Origin of the sequence: Lysinibacillus capsici, from assembly GCF_020217405.1 — a bacterium.
Classification (GTDB): domain Bacteria; phylum Bacillota; class Bacilli; order Bacillales_A; family Planococcaceae; genus Lysinibacillus; species Lysinibacillus capsici.
This window is the reverse complement of the sequence record NZ_CP084108.1, coordinates 1,159,708-1,181,199: the sequence shown is the minus strand read 5'-3', so window position 1 is coordinate 1,181,199 and position 21,492 is coordinate 1,159,708. Positions and strand designations below refer to the sequence as shown.

The 21,492-nt window shown below is 37.8% G+C and carries 22 protein-coding genes; all 22 read right to left on the bottom strand.

What is annotated here, in order from left to right:
- Window positions 1-30 precede the first annotated feature (30 nt).
- Window positions 31-459, bottom strand: coding sequence for a flagellar basal body-associated protein FliL (fliL, locus tag LCP48_RS05535; protein ID WP_004269291.1), 429 nt, complete (start codon window positions 457-459; stop codon window positions 31-33).
- Window positions 449-670, bottom strand: a complete 222-nt coding sequence (locus LCP48_RS05530) for a flagellar FlbD family protein (RefSeq protein WP_004269292.1) — start codon at window positions 668-670, stop codon at window positions 449-451. The genes fliL and LCP48_RS05530 overlap by 11 nt, the downstream gene beginning before the upstream one ends.
- A 95-nt stretch (window positions 671-765) precedes the next feature.
- Complete coding sequence (flgG, locus tag LCP48_RS05525; protein WP_225340767.1) at window positions 766-1,734, bottom strand: flagellar basal body rod protein FlgG; 969 nt, start codon at window positions 1,732-1,734, stop codon at window positions 766-768.
- Between the two features lie 86 nt (window positions 1,735-1,820).
- Complete coding sequence (locus LCP48_RS05520; protein ID WP_004269294.1) at window positions 1,821-2,189, bottom strand: TIGR02530 family flagellar biosynthesis protein; 369 nt, start codon at window positions 2,187-2,189, stop codon at window positions 1,821-1,823.
- 15 nt (window positions 2,190-2,204) lie between these two features.
- The gene (flgD, locus tag LCP48_RS05515; RefSeq protein WP_004269295.1) at window positions 2,205-2,897 is read right to left on the bottom strand and encodes a flagellar hook assembly protein FlgD; all 693 of its coding nucleotides are present in this window, start codon (window positions 2,895-2,897) and stop codon (window positions 2,205-2,207) included.
- A 2-nt stretch (window positions 2,898-2,899) separates the two neighbouring features.
- Window positions 2,900-4,171 carry a flagellar hook-length control protein FliK gene (locus tag LCP48_RS05510; RefSeq protein WP_225340766.1) on the bottom strand — a complete coding sequence of 424 codons (1,272 nt, stop codon included), beginning with the start codon at window positions 4,169-4,171 and terminating at the stop codon, window positions 2,900-2,902.
- Between the two features lie 26 nt (window positions 4,172-4,197).
- Complete coding sequence (locus LCP48_RS05505; protein ID WP_009371153.1) at window positions 4,198-4,806, bottom strand: MotE family protein; 609 nt, start codon at window positions 4,804-4,806, stop codon at window positions 4,198-4,200.
- 4 nt (window positions 4,807-4,810) lie between these two features.
- Window positions 4,811-5,260: a flagellar export protein FliJ gene (gene fliJ / locus LCP48_RS05500; protein ID WP_004269298.1), complete on the bottom strand. Its 450-nt coding sequence runs from the start codon at window positions 5,258-5,260 to the stop codon at window positions 4,811-4,813.
- Entirely contained in the window at window positions 5,261-6,586 is a 1,326-nt protein-coding gene (gene fliI / locus LCP48_RS05495; protein ID WP_009371151.1) for a flagellar protein export ATPase FliI, read from the bottom strand.
- 5 nt (window positions 6,587-6,591) lie between these two features.
- Complete coding sequence (gene fliH / locus LCP48_RS05490; protein WP_004269300.1) at window positions 6,592-7,380, bottom strand: flagellar assembly protein FliH; 789 nt, start codon at window positions 7,378-7,380, stop codon at window positions 6,592-6,594.
- Window positions 7,373-8,386 carry a flagellar motor switch protein FliG gene (fliG, locus tag LCP48_RS05485; protein WP_004269301.1) on the bottom strand — a complete coding sequence of 338 codons (1,014 nt, stop codon included), beginning with the start codon at window positions 8,384-8,386 and terminating at the stop codon, window positions 7,373-7,375. Before fliG ends, fliH begins: the two co-directional genes overlap by 8 nt.
- Window positions 8,387-8,401: 15 nt before the next feature.
- The gene (fliF, locus tag LCP48_RS05480; protein ID WP_004269302.1) at window positions 8,402-9,997 is read right to left on the bottom strand and encodes a flagellar basal-body MS-ring/collar protein FliF; all 1,596 of its coding nucleotides are present in this window, start codon (window positions 9,995-9,997) and stop codon (window positions 8,402-8,404) included.
- A gap of 121 nt (window positions 9,998-10,118) precedes the next feature.
- The gene (gene fliE / locus LCP48_RS05475) at window positions 10,119-10,424 is read right to left on the bottom strand and encodes a flagellar hook-basal body complex protein FliE (RefSeq protein ID WP_004269303.1); all 306 of its coding nucleotides are present in this window, start codon (window positions 10,422-10,424) and stop codon (window positions 10,119-10,121) included.
- Window positions 10,425-10,450: 26 nt separating this feature from the next.
- On the bottom strand, window positions 10,451-10,912 hold the full coding sequence (flgC, locus tag LCP48_RS05470; RefSeq protein ID WP_004269304.1) for a flagellar basal body rod protein FlgC: 462 nt from the start codon (window positions 10,910-10,912) through the stop codon (window positions 10,451-10,453).
- Window positions 10,913-10,915: 3 nt separating this feature from the next.
- Window positions 10,916-11,308 carry a flagellar basal body rod protein FlgB gene (gene flgB / locus LCP48_RS05465; protein ID WP_004269305.1) on the bottom strand — a complete coding sequence of 131 codons (393 nt, stop codon included), beginning with the start codon at window positions 11,306-11,308 and terminating at the stop codon, window positions 10,916-10,918.
- Between the two features lie 1,045 nt (window positions 11,309-12,353).
- Window positions 12,354-13,703 (bottom strand): IS1182 family transposase, encoded by a 1,350-nt coding sequence (locus tag LCP48_RS05460; protein WP_225340765.1) that lies wholly within the window; start codon window positions 13,701-13,703, stop codon window positions 12,354-12,356.
- Window positions 13,704-14,019: 316 nt separating this feature from the next.
- Entirely contained in the window at window positions 14,020-14,799 is a 780-nt protein-coding gene (codY, locus tag LCP48_RS05455) for a GTP-sensing pleiotropic transcriptional regulator CodY (RefSeq protein ID WP_004229266.1), read from the bottom strand.
- Window positions 14,800-14,886: 87 nt separating this feature from the next.
- Entirely contained in the window at window positions 14,887-16,287 is a 1,401-nt protein-coding gene (gene hslU, locus LCP48_RS05450; RefSeq protein ID WP_004229268.1) for an ATP-dependent protease ATPase subunit HslU, read from the bottom strand.
- Window positions 16,287-16,832 carry an ATP-dependent protease subunit HslV gene (hslV, locus tag LCP48_RS05445; RefSeq protein ID WP_004229270.1) on the bottom strand — a complete coding sequence of 182 codons (546 nt, stop codon included), beginning with the start codon at window positions 16,830-16,832 and terminating at the stop codon, window positions 16,287-16,289. Before hslV ends, hslU begins: the two co-directional genes overlap by 1 nt.
- A 21-nt stretch (window positions 16,833-16,853) precedes the next feature.
- Window positions 16,854-17,753 (bottom strand): tyrosine recombinase XerC, encoded by a 900-nt coding sequence (gene xerC, locus LCP48_RS05440; RefSeq protein WP_004229272.1) that lies wholly within the window; start codon window positions 17,751-17,753, stop codon window positions 16,854-16,856.
- A 287-nt stretch (window positions 17,754-18,040) separates the two neighbouring features.
- On the bottom strand, window positions 18,041-19,354 hold the full coding sequence (gene trmFO / locus LCP48_RS05435) for an FADH(2)-oxidizing methylenetetrahydrofolate--tRNA-(uracil(54)-C(5))-methyltransferase TrmFO (RefSeq protein WP_004229274.1): 1,314 nt from the start codon (window positions 19,352-19,354) through the stop codon (window positions 18,041-18,043).
- Between the two features lie 19 nt (window positions 19,355-19,373).
- Complete coding sequence (topA, locus tag LCP48_RS05430; RefSeq protein ID WP_004229276.1) at window positions 19,374-21,452, bottom strand: type I DNA topoisomerase; 2,079 nt, start codon at window positions 21,450-21,452, stop codon at window positions 19,374-19,376.
- Window positions 21,453-21,492 lie beyond the last annotated feature (40 nt).

The following is a 21,492-nucleotide window of genomic DNA, read 5'->3' as shown; positions in this document are numbered from 1 at the left end:
TGCCCACCTCCAATTCAAGCAGTTTCTGTTTTATTGAGTAATGAAGGAGGTAAAATATACTTCCTGAACTTCTCCCTCTTGCATTAACTCATTTAATCTTGTTTTTAATGATTTTTGGAAAATTTGTTTCCCTTGCTTACCTTCTAAGTCCTTTTGCTCCATTTCAGAAAGCTCTTGAATGGCGATGTTTTGCACTTGGAAAACGCGCTTTGTTAATTCTGCAGCAGCATCTTTGCTTGTCGTTTGAATTTTCAATGACAAGCGCACAACTCTTTTATCTGCAAGATTTGTCGTGATCTCTGGTATCTCCACTGTTGCCTCTACAATCTCATCAATGGACGGCTCAACAGCTCCTGTGGGTTTATTAAATTGCGTAAGCAATACAAACAAAATAACCCCAATCAGAATGACTGCTACTAGTAAAATAATAATCATTGTTAGCATTTTATTATTCTTCATCTTCTTCACCTCGTAGATGCGGGTTGGATAGTATTTGTATATTGTTATAAAAGGCAGTTACCTTTTGTCGCACCTCATCTTCACTCTCTAAAACAATTAATTTTGTTCCAGATGTTAATGTAATAGTCGTATCGGGAAATGATTCGACTGTTTCTATGTATAAAGCATTTAATGTAAATGCTTTGCCATTTAGACGTGTTAGTTCAATCATGAATTAGGGCCGGGTCTAGCATGAGAGCCGGCCCGACCCTCCCTCATATGAAAAATATGTTTGTTAAAATGTCCGTTTTTGAAAGGACTATATTATTATCGTTTTAAGTTTACTAGTTCTTGTAACACTTCATCTGAAGTTGTAATAATACGTGTATTCGCTTGGAAACCACGTTGTGCAACGATCATCTCTGTAAACTCTTCTGATAAATCAACATTGGACATCTCTACTGTCCCAGGTACTACTTTACCCATACCTGCAACAGTGGCTACTTGTGCATAAGCAGCTCCTGAGTTAGCTGTTTGTTGGTAATAGTTTCCTCCTACCTTAGCTAAACCCCCAGCATTCGGGAATTTTGCCATAATCAGCTGTCCTGCCCATTTACGATTACCGTTTAGGTCAACATATTCAATCGTACCGTTTGGTCCTATGCTAATCTCTTTAGCAGTCGTAGGGATACGTATCGGACCTACATCTCCAGCATCAGGGGCTAATACACCATCATCGTCAAATAAATTTGCACCTTCATCACCTGAAGCAATTGGTGCATCCTCTGGATTGATACCATCATCATCAGCTTCCATTACAATTTCATCTCCAGCAGATACACCTACTAGATATTTACCATCAGCATTAACTAAATAGCCATTGCTATCCATATAAAACACACCATTACGAGTAAATAGGGTATTGTTGAAGCCCTCTTCATCTATAAAGCCACTATCTGGGTCTGGAGCTCCATTTGCATCGGCGACCATGAAGAAACCATCTCCTTCAATCCCTAAGTCAAGTCCTCGACCAGTCCCTTGTAATGAGCCACCACCATGTATTGTATCAATTGCTGCTAATTGGGCACCTAAACCAACTTGTTGTGGATTCACTCCTCCTCGCGTAGCTGTTGCTGCGGATGCACCTGCCTGCGTTTGAGACATTAAATCTTTAAAATTTACACGCCCTTTTTTAAAGCCAATTGTATTAACGTTCGCTATGTTATTACCAATTACATCCAACTTTGTTTGGAAGTTTTTAAGACCTGAAATACCTGAGTACATAGAACGTAACATATGTTTTCGTTCTCCCTTCGTTTTATATAGGGTGAGCCTCTATCAGTCAGCTCACCAAGGCTTCCTTACTTAAGAAGGTCCAGCCTTCAAAGCACAATTGTGCCATCAATATTAGTAAATAACTGTTGCTTTGCTTCCGTGCGATCCATTGCTGTAATGACAGTAGCATTTTTAGCACTGACAATTAAAGCTGCTTGATCCATCAAGACTAATGGTTGTTTGACACCTTTTGAGTGTGCTTCAAATACCTTATCCGATACAACCTGCCATTCTTGTTCAGAGATATCAATTTTTCTCTCCATGATACGTTCATGCGCATGTTTGCTCACTTTTAGCTCTTGTCTAGAAGCTTCCTGTAAATGAGCTTTAAACGATTGTTGTGTATTGATTGGCTTAGGCTGTACTGTGCGAATAGATGGATGCAAGGGTACACGATGAATTGAAAACTTATCCATCACGATTCTCCACCTTTATTCACTAATAACTGTAAAATCTTTATCTGTTAGCTTTTTATCATTGTCTAGTACGTAATTAATGACCCCATCTTTATTAGAAACAGAGACAATTCGTCCTGTTAGCTCTTGGTCACCGTCTTTATACGTTACATTCTTTCCAATTAATTGGCTAGCCTTCACTAACGGAGATTCTTGTACATTATTATTGCCATTTGAACTAGGATTGCCAGCTCCACTTAAAATTCCAGATATATTACCAGGTGAGATTTCTTTTCCATCTGCTAATTTAAAAACAACACTACCATCTACAAATTTAAGTGATTCAATTACACCTATGCCTTCATTGACCACAGGATTTTCTTTTTCATCTTTTTCTTCTGTTATTTCATGCCATTTGACTTCCTTGCCAATAAAGGTTGCATAGTTCATCATTTGTGATTGTTGTTGTGATGACAATAATGATTCCATTGCCTTTGTCATATTTTGCATTTGTTCCAAAGAAGAGAACTGCGCCATTTGAGAAATAAACTCCCTGTCGTCCATTGGATTTGTAGGGTCCTGATGCTGTAATTGTGTAATCAACAATTTTAAAAAAGCGTCTTTACCTAGCTCACTATTGCCTGTTTGCTTCGTTGGCTTTTTATAATTTGAGTAATAAAGATCATCCGTTATGGATGTATTTGTCACTTTTGTTGTAGTATCTGCCATTGTTACACCTCCTCACTTATTAAATAGTCACTAAAGGACATTCCTTCATCTTCGTCATCACTTTTTTGATCCTGTTCTTCGTCCTGCTGCTGTTTAAAGAAATTATTGAAGAAGCTTTGATCACGTTGTTGACGATCAGCATCTTGTAATGATTGTGCAATATCAAGGCGATCTACTTGTATATTTTGCTGAGCAAATGCCTGTTTTAGCTGGTGTGCTTGGTTATCAAGCAATTCACGTCCATGGGCTGTAGAAGCCAGTATACGGGCTGTAAGAACTCCATCATTTTGTACAAGTTCAATACGAACTGTCCCTAGATTTTCTGGATACAATTTTATGGTTAAGCGTGTAATACCTTGAGCATTTGAAATCTGCGCTCGATTGATAATGGCTTGCATTTCTTTTAGTAAAGCTTCGGATTGAGCAGGCTTAGCCGTTGGTAACGTTACATGGAATGTGTCTGGTTTCGTTTGTACAGTTTGTGGCGTAACCATGTCATTTGTATTTGTTTCACTTTGTTTCGTCATTTGGACTTGCTGAACAACTTGCTGGAAGCCTTGTAATGGCAATGTAACAGTTGTTTTAGTTGTTGTTACCTGCAAAGTTTCTACCTGCGTTTGTAAAGTCGTTAATAGGCTTCTCACCGTCGTTAATAGGTCTTCTTGGGGTGCTGTTAAGTCTGTCTTTTGCCCTACTAATTGCACTAACTTCAACACTTGAAGAAGTTGTGATGCCTCTTTTGGTGTCACTTGACCTTCTCCTTGTAAAGCAGTGCTTATATTCGCCTGTAGTACCGGCGCTTGGGCATCTACTAATGTTAAGAGCTCCCAAACATCACTTGCTTCCTTTTCTTCTCCTAGTAACTGTTGGATGATTTTTTGAAGCTGCTCTTCATCAATAGCTAATGCATTTAATATATTTTCTAAATGAAGCATTTCATCCATTGCCACTGCCTTACCGTCTTCTCCAAGTTGAAGCATTAATAAGCCATCATCGTGAGAAATCCCCAGTAAATCTAGTACTTCCTCCATTGAGTCAGCATTTAATAACGCTTGTAAATCCGCAAGTTCATTTGATGAAGTCGTTTTTGTTGATTGAGTTGTTTCAGTTGAAGAAGTTAATACTTGCCCAAAAACTGAACCAAACTTTGATAAATTTTCTTTCTTCGGTGTGCTGCCTATTTTTCCTTCAGCGTTACCAACTGTTGTTGACTTTGTTGCTGCAGTTTTAGTAGGTACTGTTTTATTAATCATTTGCATCATCGCTACATCCACTATTTTTTCACCTCCTTTCAATTATCCTACTGTTTAGCCATAAGTTCCGTATATTTTGCTGCATCTTTTGCATCCATTTTCTCTAAAATAGCTGCTAATTTATCTGGCTTTAAATTCGTTAAAATCCGCAGTGCTTCTGTATCACTCATATTGATTAACACAGGTGCCGCAGCTTTCGGCGACATCTTATCAAATGTTGATAAAATATCGTTAAAGTCACGCTTCACATCATCTTGTTCACGATTTAATTTTTCAATTTCAAATTGAAGCTGTTCCTTTTCTGTCAGCAGCTTCTCTTTTTCAGTAATTGTTGAATCTAATTTTTTTTGAAGCTGGGTAATCTCTGCTTCTTTTTCTTGTACCTCTGCCTGTAAACTCACTATTTTAGAGTCGTTATTAACGACAGCATCCTTTGCTTGTTGTTCTTCTGAGGGGATAAAGGGTAAACTACCTATTGCCTTTTTTCCTAAATCAAAGACATTTGTATTCATTAAAGTTGCCACAACAAGCAAAACCGCTACTACAAACATAATCGGCAGTACAATCCAAGTAAAAAACTTAAGAAAGCCCCCAGATTTTTTCTTTGGTTGCTCTTCTACTAATTCTGTTGCTAATCGATTGTCTTTCTTTGCCATGAAATCACCTGATTTCTTTCTTGTTATACGTTTGTAATGAAATTTCATCTAAAAAAAGGCTTTCTATACGATCTTGCTCTTGTTGGAAATGCTTAAAATCCTTTTCTCTCATTTTTTCAAATTTACGTACTTCCAAGTTTTTTTCTAATAGTTTTTCTTCGTGCCAATTCATCTTAGCACGAGCTTGTATCACTTTCTGTTGTACATCTGCAATTGTTTTTTCGAGACTATCAATAAAACGACTATAATGATGAATTTCATCTATGGATGAACCAACCATTAAACGCTCCTGCTGAAATGTAATTAAATCTTCTTTCTTTTTTAGCAAGTCATATAATTTCGTTGCTATTTCTTCAAAAGAACGGACAGATTCCTTATAAGCCATTTCGGTTTCGTTTTTTTCTTGCTCGCGAATAGTTAACACTTTTTCAAAACGATACACATAACTGACCATCTATTTCGCACCACCGTTCGATAATGTTATTAACTCATTGACACTTTCTTCAAGTGTCACTTTATCTAAGTAACCCTGTTTAAGATAAGCAGTAATGAGCGGTTCATAATGAATTGCTTCATCAATCTCTTTAGAGGTTCCTCTTTTATAAGCACCGATATTGATCAAATCCTCTGATTTGTCGTAAGTATAATAGAGTTCTCTTAATCGTTCAGCAGCTTTCTTATGAGTTGGCTCTGCAACATGATTCATCAAACGACTCACACTTTTCAAGACGTTTATGGCTGGATATTGCCCTTTGTTGGCAAGATTTCGATCCAATACAATATGACCATCTAATATCCCTCGCACAGTATCCGCAATGGGTTCATTCATATCGTCACCATCTACTAAAACAGTATAAAATGCTGTTATAGAACCCTTTTCATTGGTGCCTGTACGTTCTAGTAATTTAGGCAATATCGCAAAAACCGAAGGCGTATAACCTTTTTGTGCTGGTGGTTCTCCTGTGGCAAGTCCAATTTCACGTTGTGCCATAGCCACACGTGTCACGGAATCCATCATCAGCATGACATTTAAGCCTCGATTTCTAAAATATTCGGCGATTGCTGTTGCTGTAAATGCCCCTTTAATCCGCATTAATGCTGGTTGATCGGATGTGGCTGCAACAACAATCGATCGACTTAAGCCTTCAGCACCCAAATCACGTTCGATGAATTCCCGAACCTCACGACCACGCTCGCCTATTAGCGCAATGACATTCAAATCTGCTTGTGTATTTCTTGCGATCATACCCAGTAAAGTACTTTTACCTACCCCAGAACCGGCGAAAATACCAACACGTTGTCCATTTCCAACTGTTAGCATACCGTCAATAGCCTTAACTCCCACTTCAAGCCTTTCATTAATCGGTGGACGAGTTAGTGGGTTTGGTGGATCTTGCTCTGTAGGGACTGTCATGAGACCTCTAGGTAATAGAGTGCCATCAATTGGATTCCCCATAGAATCCAATACTTTGCCGATTAACTCAGGACCCACTTTTACTTCCAGTGGGGCTCCCGTCCCTTCGACAAGGCAGCCAATAGATATTTCACGTAAGGAGGTAAAAGGCATCAAGACGACTATTTCATCTTTAAAACCAACGACCTCTGCTAAAATAATCTGGTGACCGTGATTTACAGTTTCCACATGAATTTTACAGACATCACCTATAGAACTATCTGGACCTTGCGACTCAATCATTAAGCCAACAACTCTAGTAACCCTACCGAACTTTTTAAAAGTTGGGATATGCGGAATTTGTTCAATTAATTGAGCCGCTTTCATCAAGATCATTCCTTACTCTCTAATATTTCATGTAACTTTAATCTAAGTGCATTTAATTGCTCATCGATACTAACCATAATTCGCCCATGATTTGTTTCAATATAGCAATCTGTCTCATTATCTAAATCTTCATTTACAAAAATCATAAATGGTACGTCTATTGGGAACATTTCTGCTAATTCATCTCGGTTGGTCGTAATTAAAGCATAATAAGCTGGTGAAACATAAATTTTAATTTCCTTCATTTCTCTTGCTTCTTTCAGCCCTCTACGCACAATCGATAGAAATAGTTCGTTATCCTGTTCTAACGAAGTACCAATAATTCTTTCTGCAGCAGTTAAACCTAACTCTAAAATTACCGCTTCTTGATCCTCAATATATTTTTGAGCATTTTCTTTCGCTAACATCATTATTTCGTTCGCTGTTTGAAGTGACTGAGCCATTGCTTCAGTGGCCTTATTCACGCCATCTTCATAGCCTTGTCCAAATCCTTCATCATAAGCTTCTTGAACACGATTGGGTCTCTCTTCCTCCCAACTTAGCTTTAAATGTTCAATCTCTTGAAAGTGCCTATGTTTTTCCTGTTCAAACATCTCTCGTTCAGCTTGCAAAGCAGTTCTTGCTTCAGTAAGTAAACGATCTCGCTCTGCCACGACTTCATCCAACGTTAATTGATGCTGAGGAGGTCCTTCTTCTTGGTATTCTTCCACCGCTTCAAACATATCACGAATCTGTATTTCTTTGACATTATCGCTATCAGACTTAGTGTAAATAGAACGGATGATTCTAGACAATGACGTCATCTCCTCCACCACGAGCAATAATAATCTCTCCAGCATCCTCTAGACGACGAATAACAGCAACAATACGAGATTGTGCCTCCTCTACGTCACGTAAACGTACAGGTCCCATAATTTCCATTTCTTCTTTAAATGTTTCAGCCATACGTTGTGACATATTACGGAATATAATATCTTTTACCTCTTCACTTGATACCTTCATTGAAAGCAGTAAGTCTTCGTTTTCACAATCACGAATAACACGCTGAATGGAACGATTGTCGAGTGTAACAATATCCTCGAACACAAACATACGTTTTTTGATTTCCTCTGCAAGTTCTGGGTCTTGTATTTCCAGTGCATCGAGTATCGTTTTTTCTGTTTGTCGATCTACTCCATTTAAAACTTCAACGACTGCATCAATACCACCAGTTTCTGTATAATCCTGCGTTACGGTTGAGGATAATTTACGCTCTAACACAGATTCAATTTCGCTAATCACTTCTGGTGAAGTCGATTCCATGACCGCTATACGTTTAGCAATGTCAGCTTGTACTTCCTGTGGTAAAGAAGATAAAATAACCCCTGCTTGCCCTGCCTCTAAATAAGAGAGGATTAGGGCAATTGTTTGAGGATGTTCATTTTGGATAAAGTTAAAAATTTGCGATGGATCAGCTCTTCTAGCAAAATCAAACGGGCGTACTTGTAAAGAAGATGTTAGTCGATTGATGATTGTTTGTGCTTGTTCTACGCCAAGTGCTTTTTCTAATACTGTTTTTGCATAGCCAATACCACCTTGTGTGATATAGTCCTGCGCGAGAGCAATATTGTGAAATTCTTCAATAATTTCTTCTTTTACATTTGATTCTACTTTTTTAACACTTGAAATTTCTAATGTTAAACGTTCAATTTCTTCCTCTGTTAAATGCTTATAGACAGAAGCTGAAACTTCAGGCCCTAATGAAATTAACAAGAGAGCGGCCTTTTGTTTTCCGGTTAATTCTTTTTCTTTCTTGGACACAGCCGAACCTCCTAGTTAGTCTTCAGCAATCCAACTACGCAGTAACTTTGCAAAATCGTCTGGCTTTTCTTTGGCCATTTTTTCTAGCTGCTTACGACGCATTGTAGCTTCCGTTTCAATTTCTTCATTAATATCATCAACCATTAATTCTTCTTGTTCTTCTAGGATACTTAACTCTTCTTCTTCCTTCGCACGTTTACGTGAACGGATAATGAAGAATGCTAGTAATAAGATAACAGCTAACAAGATACCCCCGATAACCCAAACCCACCATGGAATGATTGGTTTTTCATCAGCTACCTCTGTTGCCTTACCGTATAATGGTTGTACAGATACCGCCACTTTTTCATCGATCTGCTCTTGAGTAAGTTCTGCTGCTACGTCTTTGGAAATTGTTGTACGTACAATTGTACTTAAAATTTTCTCAATATCTTCTTGAACACCATCTGGTAATGACGCTGCGTCAGTTGCTGTCGGTGGTTCAACAATTACTTGAATCCCAATATCCTGAATTTTATAAGGAGCTTCTTGAATATCCTTACGTATACGGTTCACGTCATTATTAATTGTCTCTTCCGTACGTTCATAATCACCATTTCCTGCTGCACCTTCATTATAAGTTGTGAAGTTATCAGTAGTTGTTTCAGCTTCAGGGGTTCCAGCAGCGGCAGCTGCTCCTGTACCAGAATATTGCTCTGTAATTCGCTGAGCACTTATGGCAATACCTTCCATATTCTCTTCATCAACAGGTGTCACAAGATTTTCTTCACGATTTTCTTTCTTGAAATCAATATCCGTTGTGACAGAAACCATTACTTTATCTTGTCCCATCAACGTTCCAAGCATATTTTGCACTTGACGTTGTAGATCTCGTTCTACCAATTTCTTCATTTGTAATTGGCCTTCAGCTGTTGTTGTGGAAGTACCATCAGCTGTTGCGGCATTCAGATCAAAGTACTCTGAAAATTGGTTAGAGATCACGATATTTTCAGTCTTTAAATTCGGAATACTTTTTGACACTAAATTGTACATTGTAGTTATTTGCTGTTCTGTAAATTTATAGCCAGGATCAGTATTTAAAACGATAGATGCGGTTGCCTCTCCTTGAACATCCGTTACGAATACACCTTCCTCAGGAACAGTAATCATCACTTTTGCATCTTTTACACCTTCCAAATTTTTGAAAAGTTTAGCAATTTCAGTTTCAGTAGCTGCTTTTTTTAATAGGTTAAATTCATTATCAGTCATACCAAATCCTGAACTATTAGCAAATGAGTAATCGATTGAACCTGTTTGTGGATACCCCTCTGAAGCTAATTGCACTAATAAGGAGTCAACTTGCTCTTCTGGCACTAAAATAGATGTTCCACCTGGAGCAATTTGATAGGTCACACCTTGGGAATCTAGCGCTTCCTTTACTTGTCCAATTTCCCGTGTTGATAAATCTTTATAAAGTGGAACATATGTAGTTTTGGAAGCAAAAAATGTCACAATTGCTGCTAATGCGATTACACCTACTACGGAGCCAATCATAACTATTTTTTGCTTTTTACTTCGACTTGTCCAAAATTGACTGGTGTCGTTTTTTATTTTTGTCAATCGTTCATTCATTATGAATCCTCCGGTTATAGTGAATAACCTAGCCATCAATAATTTGCGAACATAATGAGCCACTCTAAGTGGTGGTTGTTAATCTATATTGAAAAGAGTTTACTTACTCTTTACAATAAAATTAAACACTCATGCGCATTATTTCTTGGTAAGCTTCAATCACCTTATTGCGAACTTCAATTGTTGCATTTAGGGTAATGCTTGCCTTTTGCGAAGCAATCATCACTTCATGCAACTCCACATCTTCACCTTTAATTAGCTTCTGAGTAAACTTATCAGAAGTTATTTGTTGATCATTTACCTTTGCAATTGCTTCTTTTAACGAGTTCGCGAAGCTTTGTTGCGCTTCATAAGGTGTAGCATTCAGCTTATTCGTGTTATTTACAACCTGAGTAGGTGTCATTAGCGAAATGGACGAAATGGCCATGTATGTATCTTCCTTTCTACTTAAATTTATTTACCAATCTCTAAAGCCTTTGTAAGCATGGATTTATTCGCATTAAATACAGTTATATTAGCCTCATAAGAACGAGTAGCCGACATTAAATCAACCATTTCTTTCAATGGGTCGACGTTGGGCATGTTTACATAACCATCTGCATTTGCATCTGGATGAGTTGGGTCATATACAAGTTTGAAAGGTGTTTCTTGATCTTCTGAGATTCGAGTAATTTTTACACCATTACCAACACCACTTTTTGCATTTTTACCTAGTGCTACATTCAAAAAATTTGAAAATTGTCCTTCTTGTGCTGACAGCGTCACGGACTTACGTCGATATGGTTCCCATTCCCCATTTACTTGACGAGCGCGAGTTGTATCCATGTTAGCCATATTAGAAGAAATAACATCCATACGTAAACGCTGCGCTGTTAAAGCGGAGGCAGTGGTATTCATCCCATGAAAAATAGACATCTATTACTTACCTCCTTTAATAACAGTATTCAATGTGTTTAATTTCCCATTAACACGATCGATTAGAGCATTATAATAAATTTGATTCTCTGCTAATTTCGCTTGCTCAGCATCCATATCTACAGCATTCCCATTGTTTCTATATCGCAAGTTCTCAACAATATTGACACCTGGTGTAGCTTGTCGAAACGTGAAATCATAATGTCTATTATCAGTGCGGTATGCAGAAATAGCTATGCTCTTCTGCTCTTCCAACATATCCTTAAAACTAACATTTTTCGCCTTATAATTAGGTGTATCGACATTCGCGATATTATTTGCGATTGTTTTATGATTTAAAGTGGCATAGGAAAGTCCATTTTCCAGGCTACTAATAGTTCCTCCAAATAAATTCAAAACTGCTCACCTCATTTTATTTAAAATCTATGTACTTGTTAATTTATCCAATAATACAATTGTAATTAAGATGATACCTAGTGTCTATTGTCTTTTGTCACTTTTTAATAGTCTATACGCCCTATTTTTTCTACTCCTTAACCATGACAAAACTTCCCCATCCTTTGTGTCTCTAGGCTTCAGTAAGGATTAATAATCATCTAGTTATTTTACACCATTTCGACAGTGTTTACGATTTTATTGTGAAAAATGCCTTTTTATGAGGTTAATCGCCTTTTTTAATCCTTTTAAATAAAGGTCCCTTTTTACTAGTTCGATCACTGTGGGAGTATTTTTTATAGAGTGACCATAAGTTTATTCACCATTATTCCAAAGTAACATACCAGCATTTTTTATATGCTAATCGTCGTGACAAATTATCGAACATTTTTAGGATAAAAGCAACGAAATCCATGTTTTTGTATTAATACTCTAAAAAATAAGTGCCCTAAAATTTCGAAAATACACAAAAAAACGTCTATATTTACCATAGACAGCATCATAGTTTTGAAAAACAATACATTTTACGAAAGATGAAAAAGGCTTTCATTCCACGCTACATACTTGCCACTACACTTCTCTCTCACTCAGTTTAAACTACTTAAGCAGGTGTACAAAACTACCGCTCTGTTTAAAGTCTCCCCTTTCTCACAAGGGAATCAATTAGCCTTCTACTCCACCGTTCTACATTAAAAGCAAAAATTACGATCGCTAGTCTGAAAGGTCACTTTTCCTCATGGTCGACTAACGGATTCATTGTCCACGCCTCTAAAATGGACGATGACGAACCCTAATGCACCCCCTCACCTTTCTAAAAGGTCTTTTTCAAATTATCTTTTTCAACAACATAAAAAGCGTCTATGTTTACCATAGACGCTTCAGACTGTAGACAAAAGCCCTCGAGAAGTTCACTCTCGAGGGCTTTTGTCATTTTTCTTCCTATGTCGTCTTGATATTTGGTCATACATTGCCAAATCCAACATACGCTTCGAGCATAGTTGCTCTCTTAAGCTACTTGCCACGTCCAAGTAGCCAGTTTCTTTAAATTCATGGCAGCAAAAGTAAGCATCGCCTGCATGGACAATTTTTTTAGACCTCTTAAGGTTGTCCATCGCATACCATGCTTTTCCTTTGCATCGGCAAAGACACGCTCAATCGTTTCTTTGCGCTTTGCATAGATTTGTTTGATTTCATTGGAATGACGTAAATGTTCTGCTTCCTCTACATATGATTCCCAAATATGACGTTGAATGAGTTTTTGATGTTGCTTACTTTCTGTACATTGGGATAGGCTCGGACACTTCGCACAAATCAAAGGATTCGATTTATATTGACGATACCCTTCTTTAGTCGTTGTCGTATACTTCAATATCTGTCCTTGTGGACAAAGATAACAATTATAGTGCTCATCATATATATACTCATGCTTTCGGAAGAAACCATCTTTCGTTTTAGGACGTGTATAAGGAAGAACAGGCAACATTTGATTCTCTAATAAAAAGTTTGTAATTGCGGGTGTTTTATAGGCTGCATCTGCCGCAACAGCTAATGGTTTTTGAACGTTTTTAATGACTCTTTCCACAAGTGGCTGTAATACATGACTATCGTGCACATTTCCCGGAGTCACAATGGCACCCAAGACAAAGCCCTTTTCATCTGTCGCTGCATGAAAAGAATACGCAAACTGTTTTGTACGTTCATCCTTCACGTAATAGCCACTTTCAGGATCTGTCGTGCTTTCCTTTATTTCTTTCCATTCTTCTTTTTCAAATTTCTCCGGGGAAAAGGGCTTTTTTCCGTGTTCCTCACGATCAATATTTAACTCTAATTGAAGTTTCTCTTCATAAGCCCGTGTTTCTTTTCGCACAACTTTTTTATCATACTTTCGTTTATTCGCACTCGCTTTCACATGCGTAGAATCGATAAATAAATGGTCTGCATGGAGGAGTCCTTGATGCATAATCTCTTTTAATATACGATAGAATATCTGCTCAAATAGATCAGTATCTTGAAAGCGACGGACATAATTTTTACCAAAGGTAGAGAAATGCGGAACTTCTGTATGGAAGCCAAATCCTAAAAACCAACGATACGCCATATTCGTTTCAATTTCTTTGATGGTTTGACGCATGGACCGTATACCAAAAACGTACTGAATAAACGTCATTTTAAAGAGAACAACAGGATCAATACTAGGACGCCCATTAGGTGAATAGAGATGTTCTACTAAAGGATAGATAAATGAAAAATCAATAGCCGCCTCTAGTTTTCGTACTAAATGATCTTGGGGAACTAATTGATCAATCGTTAGCATTTCTAATTGTTCACGTTCATTGATTTGATTTTTCGTCATCATGGTTGATCACCTCGAAAGTGTACTTTTTATCAATAGATGAATAAGGAATTCTTTATGTAGAAGTTGATTGGAACGAATGGTGGCGACTCCTGCGGGAAAAGCGGGAAAGTCGAGATCCTGGACTGAGTGGAGCGAGGGAAGCAGCTCGACCCCGCCCGCGGAAAGCGTCCGCCCGTAGTGGAAATCAACGGCTTTACTTTATTTTATTGTAAAAGAAAAAAGACTGTAGGCAAACTCAAAATTCATTGAGTTTGTCTACAGTCTGAAGCGTCTATGTTTACCATAGACGCTTTCATTAGCTTCTTAAAAGAAGTATTTATTTCATTTTAATTTCTGCTAAAGCATTTAAGAATTTATCGTTTAGCACTTTAATATAAGTACCTTTCATGCCTAAAGAGCGAGATTCAATGACACCAGCTGATTCAAGTTTACGTAATGCGTTTACGATCACTGAGCGTGTAATACCCACTCGATCAGCAATTTTAGAAGCAACTAGTAAACCTTCATTACCATCAAGTTCTTCGAAAATGTGTTCAATTGCCTCTAACTCACTGTACGAAAGTGAATTAATAGCCATTTGCACGACAGCTTTGCTACGAGCTTCTTCTTCAATTTCTTCAGACTTTTCACGTAAAATTTCCATACCAACTACTGTTGCACCATATTCAGCTAAAATTAGATCATCATCTTCAAATTGTGAAGATAAACGAGCAAGAATTAATGTGCCTAAACGCTCACCACCGCCAACGATTGGTACAATTGTTGTTAAAGCATTTTGGAATAAATCTTTATTTTCTACTGGGAAAGCAGTATGTTCATTATTAATATCTAAATTTGAAGATGTTTCAGAGATCGTAAATAAGCTATGTGTGTATTCTTCTGGGAATTGTCTCTCTTCAAACATTTTTTTCATACGTTCATTTTCAATTTGTTGGTGAATTGAAATACCTAATAATTTACCTTTACGGCTTAAAATATAGACATTACTATCAATGATATCTCCTAGTGTATCTGCCATTTCCTTAAAGTTTACAGGCTTACCAGCAGAAGCTTGAAGCATCGAGTTAATTTTACGTGTTTTTTCTAATAAATTCATTATATGTTCCTCCTATAAATAATCCGAAGAGTATTTACTAAATATTCTAAAGGTTTTTACTATTGAATGATACTAATCAGCTTTATCTTACAGTATAAACTGTGACAAATCTTTGTTTTTTACAATTCCCGCAAGTTTTTGATCCACATACGCCGCATTGATTGGGATACTCGCTGGCGCAATCTCAGATGCCTCAAACGATAGTTCTTCCAGTAAACGTTCTAATATCGTGTGTAAACGACGAGCTCCAATATTGTCTGTTTCCTGATTCACTTCAGTTGCTATCTCAGCAATCCGTTCAATAGCATCTGTCGTGAAATGAATTTCTACGCCTTCTGTCTCTAAAAGCGCTTTATATTGCAGAATTAATGATTGATCTGGTTCTTGTAAAATACGGACAAAATCCTGTTTTGTTAATTTTTCAAGCTCTACCCGAATTGGAAAACGGCCTTGTAACTCGGGAATTAGGTCTGATGGTTTTGACATATGAAATGCCCCAGCAGCAACAAACAGCATATAATCTGTTTTCACTGCACCATACTTCGTAGTGACAGTAGAACCTTCTACAATTGGTAAAATGTCACGTTGAACTCCTTCGCGGGAGACATTCGCCGAAGTATTTCCTTCTTTACTAGCAATTTTATCGATTTCGTCAATAAAAATGATACCCGTTTGCTCAGCTCTATTAATGGCTTCCTGTGCTACTTCATCAGCATCTATCAGCTTATTTGCTTCTTCTATTGTTAAAATACGACGCGCGTCTTTTACTTGCACACGGCGTTTTTTCTGTTTTTTAGGCATTAAACTAGATAGCATATCCTGCATACCACTATTCGCAGACATATCCATTCCTGTTCCTTGTAACGCATCAAAAATGGATGGATTTTGTTCTGTTACCTCTACAGTAACCCACTCATTTTCTAACTTACCATTGCGTAAATCAATGGCAATTTGAGCACGTTTCGAGCGAACTTCTCCATCATCTGCTGATGAATCATCATTTGTTGGTTGTTCTTTCCCACCAAATAGCATTTCAAACGGATTTTGCATCGCCTGTTTTTTACGTAAAGAAGGCACCAAAAGTTTCACGATTGCTTCATTTGCTAATTCTTCTGCTTGTTCCTTCACAGACTCCATCATTTCTTCTTTAACTAGACGGTGAGAAGCTTCTACCAAGTCACGGACCATTGATTCAACATCTCTACCCACATAGCCTACTTCAGTAAACTTTGTCGCTTCAACTTTTACAAAAGGGGCATTGGTAAGCTTTGCAATTCTTCTGGCTATTTCTGTTTTACCGACACCAGTTGGCCCAATCATCAAAATATTTTTCGGAATAACTTCAGCCTTCATATCTTCATTTAACAACGAACGACGATAGCGGTTTCGTAACGCAATAGCTACTGCTCGCTTAGCTTCATTCTGCCCAACAATGTAACGATCTAAATGCTCAGTAATTTGTCTTGGCGTTAAATTTTTTTGTGTCATTAGTTCAGCGCCTCCACGATAATATTATGATTTGTAAATACACAGATTTCAGCAGCTGTTTCTAATGCCGCTTCAGCAATTTCACGAGCAGTCATTGTTTCACCTGCATATTTTTTTAATGCTCTACCTGCAGACAATGCATAATTGCCCCCAGAACCAATGGCCAAAATGCCATCATCAGGTTCAATCACTTCTCCTGTACCCGAAACGAGTAATAAAGTCGTTTTATCCATTACTAGTAGCATCGCTTCTAGCTGGCGCAGCATTTTATCACCACGCCATTGCTTCGCTACCTCAACGGCTGCGCGTTGTAAATTACCGTTATACTCATTTAATTTGCCTTCAAACATTTCAAAAAGTGTAAAGGCATCAGCAACTGAACCTGCAAAACCAGCGAGGACTTGCCCATTAAACAGACGTCTGACCTTCCTTGCTGTACCCTTCATCACAACTGCATTTCCCAATGTTACTTGACCATCACCAGCCATGGCACAGCCTCCGTTATGATGAACCGCAAATATCGTTGTTGCATGAATTTGTCCCATCTACCTTCCTCCTTAGCTCTATTATGCCCTTGGATGAGCATTCATATATGTTTGACGAAGATGCTCTTTTGTTACATGTGTGTAAACTTGTGTAGAAGATAAATGTGAGTGACCTAATAACTCCTGCACCGTCCGCAAATCTGCGCCATTATTCAATAAATGAGTAGCAAAAGTATGGCGAAGCATGTGTGGGTAAATTTTTGTATGGAGTGAGGCCTTGTCAATCATTTCGTTTAAAATATGACGTACCCCTCTAGGAGTAAGTTCCCCACCACGCATATTGACAAACAACTGCAGATGATTCGTTTTTTTCATCAATCGTGGACGAGCTTGCTCTATGTAGTCCTGCATTGCTAAACTCGCAAATTGACCAAATGGAATGATTCGTTCTTTTCGACCTTTGCCCATTACTCGTATAATCGAATAATGAAAATCTACATCCTCTACTTGAATTGATGTCAGTTCACTCACACGAATACCTGTTGCATATAACAGCTCTAATATAGCTATATTTCTTAATGATTTCAAATCATCACCAGTATTCGCATCAAATAACTGTTTCAATTCCTCTTCGTAGAAAAAATTAGGTAAACGTGATTCTTTTTTCGGATGATAAAGCGAACGAAATGCTCCGTCATCTAATCCGTACTGTCTATTTAGAAAGCGAAAAAAGGAGCGTATCGAGGAAATTTTCCTTGAAATAGAAGCCCTTGCCCTTTTCTCATCGTACAACTTTGTTACATAAAGACGTGCATGTATATATTCAACACTTGCTAAATCATCGATTCCCTCCGTTTGTAAAAAGGTTAAAAAATCTAGCAGGTCTGATTCATATTCTCGCACTGTATGAACAGAGAAGTTCTTTTCAACTTGGATGTAAAGCATGAACTGTTCGAGTGCATCTTGGGACGAAACTAACACAGAAAGATTCACCACCAATAATTTATTAATAATTTTCTTAAATGACTGACACTTGTAATATAACGGATATACAATTCTTTGTCATCTCTTACAAGTTTGTATCGTTTTTCTTATCATTAATAAACATACATATTGACACTAAACCTATCTTCATAATATAGCAAGTGTAAATAGTTATATTTTGAGAAAAACTCCATACAAAATAATAAAATACGTCTAATTAAGCATTTTGTCTACAAAAAGAAAAAGCCTCTAAGAGTATAACAACTTTTAGAGGCTTTTGGCAATTAAATTGTTTGTGAATTCACAAAATTTCGAATTGTGCTTATTGCGCGTGCTGCATGCATTTCCGCACGCTCTGGTTTAGAACGACGACCAGGTGGTAAGTCAGGGAAAATACCGAAGTTTACATTCATAGGCTGGAAGTTTTTCGACTGCGCTTCTGTTATATAACGCGCCATGCTTCCTAATGCCGTTTCGAATGGGAAAATAACGGGCTCTTGTCCTAATGCTAAACGAGCTGCATTTATTCCTGCAATTAATCCACTACCTGCTGATTCAACATAGCCTTCTACACCAGTCATCTGACCTGCAAAGAAAATATTCTTTTGCTCACGAAGTTGATATGTTTTTTCTAAAACTTTCGGTGAATTAATGAAGGTGTTTCTATGCATGACGCCATAGCGAACAATTTCTACATTCTCTAACCCAGGAATAAGCTGTAGCACTTCCTTTTGTGGCCCCCATTTTAAATGCGTTTGGAAGCCTACAATGTTGTAAAGCGTGCCTGCTGCATCGTCTTGACGAAGTTGAACAACTGCATATGGACGTTTTCCTGTTTTTGGATCCTCAAGACCTACTGGCTTCATCGGACCAAATAACATAGTTTTCTCTCCACGAGCTGCCATGACTTCTATTGGCATACAACCTTCAAAGTAAATTTCTTTTTCAAATTCCTTCAATGGTACAACTTCAGCTTCGATTAATGCTTGGCGGAAACGATCGAATTCTTCCTTTGTCATAGGACAGTTTAAATAAGCCGCTTCCCCTTTATCATAACGAGATTTTAAATAAACTTTATTCATATCAATACTATCTTTTTCGATAATAGGTGCTGCTGCATCGTAAAAGTATAAATAATCTAAACCTGTTAAACCTTGAATTTTTTCAGCTAAAGCTTTTGAAGTTAAAGGTCCTGTTGCAATAACTGTAATACCTTCTGGAATTTCTGTGACTTCTTCATGAATAACCTCCACAAGTGGATGGTTTTTCACAGTATCAGTTACATACCCTGCAAATTCGTGACGATCTACTGCTAAGGCCCCTCCAGCAGGTACTGAACATTGGTCTGCTGCCTTTAAGATAACAGAATCTAACATACGCATTTCTTCTTTTATAACGCCTACAGCATTTGTTAAACCGTTTGCCCGCAATGAGTTAGAACAAACAAGTTCTGCAAATTTATCAGTATGGTGCGCTGGAGTCTGCTTTACTGGACGCATTTCATAAAGTTTCACTTTTATACCCCGCTTAGCAATTTGCCAAGCTGCCTCACTACCTGCCAGTCCTGCTCCAATAACATTTACTACTTGTTCAGTCATGTTTCTTACCATCTTCCTATCATTGAGTTGGTGCTTCTTCATAGTCACACTTCGTACATTGAATTTGCACACCTTTTTTTATCTTTTTCTCTACTAATAATGCACTACATTTTGGACATGGTCTATTAATTGGCTTGTCCCATGAGACAAATTCACATTCAGGATACTGATTGCAACCATAGAATAGACGCTTTGTTTTACTTTTTCGCTCCACAATCTCGCCAGTTTCACAGGAAGGGCATTTCACACCAATAGGCTTCATAATTGCTTTTGTATTTCTACAATCTGGGAAATTAGAACAAGCCATAAATTTGCCATATCGTCCAAGCTTAAAGACCATTGGAGATCCACAAAGCTCACAGTCTTCCCCTGCAGGTTCATCTTTAATGACAACCTTTTCCATAGCTTCATCTGCATGTTTTACATGGACTTCAAAGTCCTTATAAAATTCTTCCACAACTTTTTTCCATTGTCGATTGCCTTCTTCAATATCATCTAAATCTTGTTCCATTTGTGCGGTGAATTCGATGTTTATGATATCTGGGAAAAATTCTAGTACGAGTTGGTGTACGATCTCTCCTAGCTCTGTTGGCATAAAGCGTTTAGCATCTAATACAACATAGCCACGGCGCTGAATTGTATCGAGGGTCGGTGCATATGTGGACGGGCGCCCAATTCCTAGTTCTTCCATTGTTTTAACAAGTCGCGCCTCAGAATAACGTGGTGGTGGCTGTGTAAAATGTTGTTTAGGCTCGATTTCAAGCGATTTTACTTGATCACCAATTTCCATCTCAGGTAAAAGTTTTGTCGTCTCTTCCGTTTGATCATCAGTACCTTCAATATATAGTTTCATAAAGCCTGCGAATTTAACTTGTGAACCATTTGCACGGAATAAAACATCACCATTTTGAAGATCTACAGCTACAGTATCAAGTACTGCTGGTGCCATTTGACTCGCAATAAAGCGCTCCCAAATTAAGCGATATAAGCGTAGCTGATCACGGCTAAGTACCGCCTTTAATTCATCCGGTGTCCGCATTGTACTTGTTGGACGTATTGCTTCGTGCGCATCCTGTGCATTTGAAGCTTTCTTTGTTTGTTTTATATCTGTTGCAATGTATTCTTTTCCATATTTGCCCTCAATGTACGTAACCGCTTCTGCTTTTGCCGTATCAGAAATACGTGTGGAATCAGTACGCATATAAGTAATTAGCCCGACTGTCCCCTCTTTTTTTCCAATATCTATACCTTCGTATAATTGCTGAGCTAGCATCATGGTCTTCTTAGCACGGAAATTTAATTTTCGTGCTGCTTCTTGCTGTAAAGATGATGTTGTAAAGGCTGGTGCAGCATTACGCTTACGTTCCTTTTTCGTTACATTGACAACATCAAAGTTTGTTCCTTTAACATCTTTTAAAATTGCCTTTACTTGTGCTTCATTTGTTAATTTTATTTTGTCTTTACCATTCCCATAGTAAAGGGCATCAAATGATTTTTTTCCTTTTTCAAACGTTCCTTCGATTGTCCAATATTCTTCAGGTTGGAAGTTTTTAATTTCATTTTCACGATCAATGATCATGCGTAGTGCTACAGATTGTACCCGACCTGCTGATAAACCTTTTTTCACCTTTTTCCATAGAATTGGGCTAATGTTATAGCCAACAAGTCGATCCAATATACGTCTTGTTTGCTGCGCATCTACTAAGTCCATGTTAATTGGACGTGGATTTTTAAAAGACTCTATAATTGCATCTTTAGTAATTTCATTAAATACAACACGACAATCTGAGTGAATATCAATATTTAATGCAGTCGCAAGGTGCCAAGCAATGGCTTCTCCCTCGCGGTCTGGATCGGCCGCTAGATAAACTTTCTTTACTTTTTTAGCTGCAGACTTTAATTCCTGTAACACAGGTCCTTTACCACGTATCGTAATATATTTAGGCTCAAAATTATTTTCCGCGCTAACGCCCATCTGACTACGTGGAAGATCCCGTACGTGTCCAACCGACGCTTTCACCTTATATTTCTTTCCTAAATAACGTTCAATTGTTTTTGCTTTTGCTGGTGATTCTACAATCACTAAATAATCCGCCATCTATGTCTCCCCCTTAGCGAGGTCTATTACTAATTTTTTA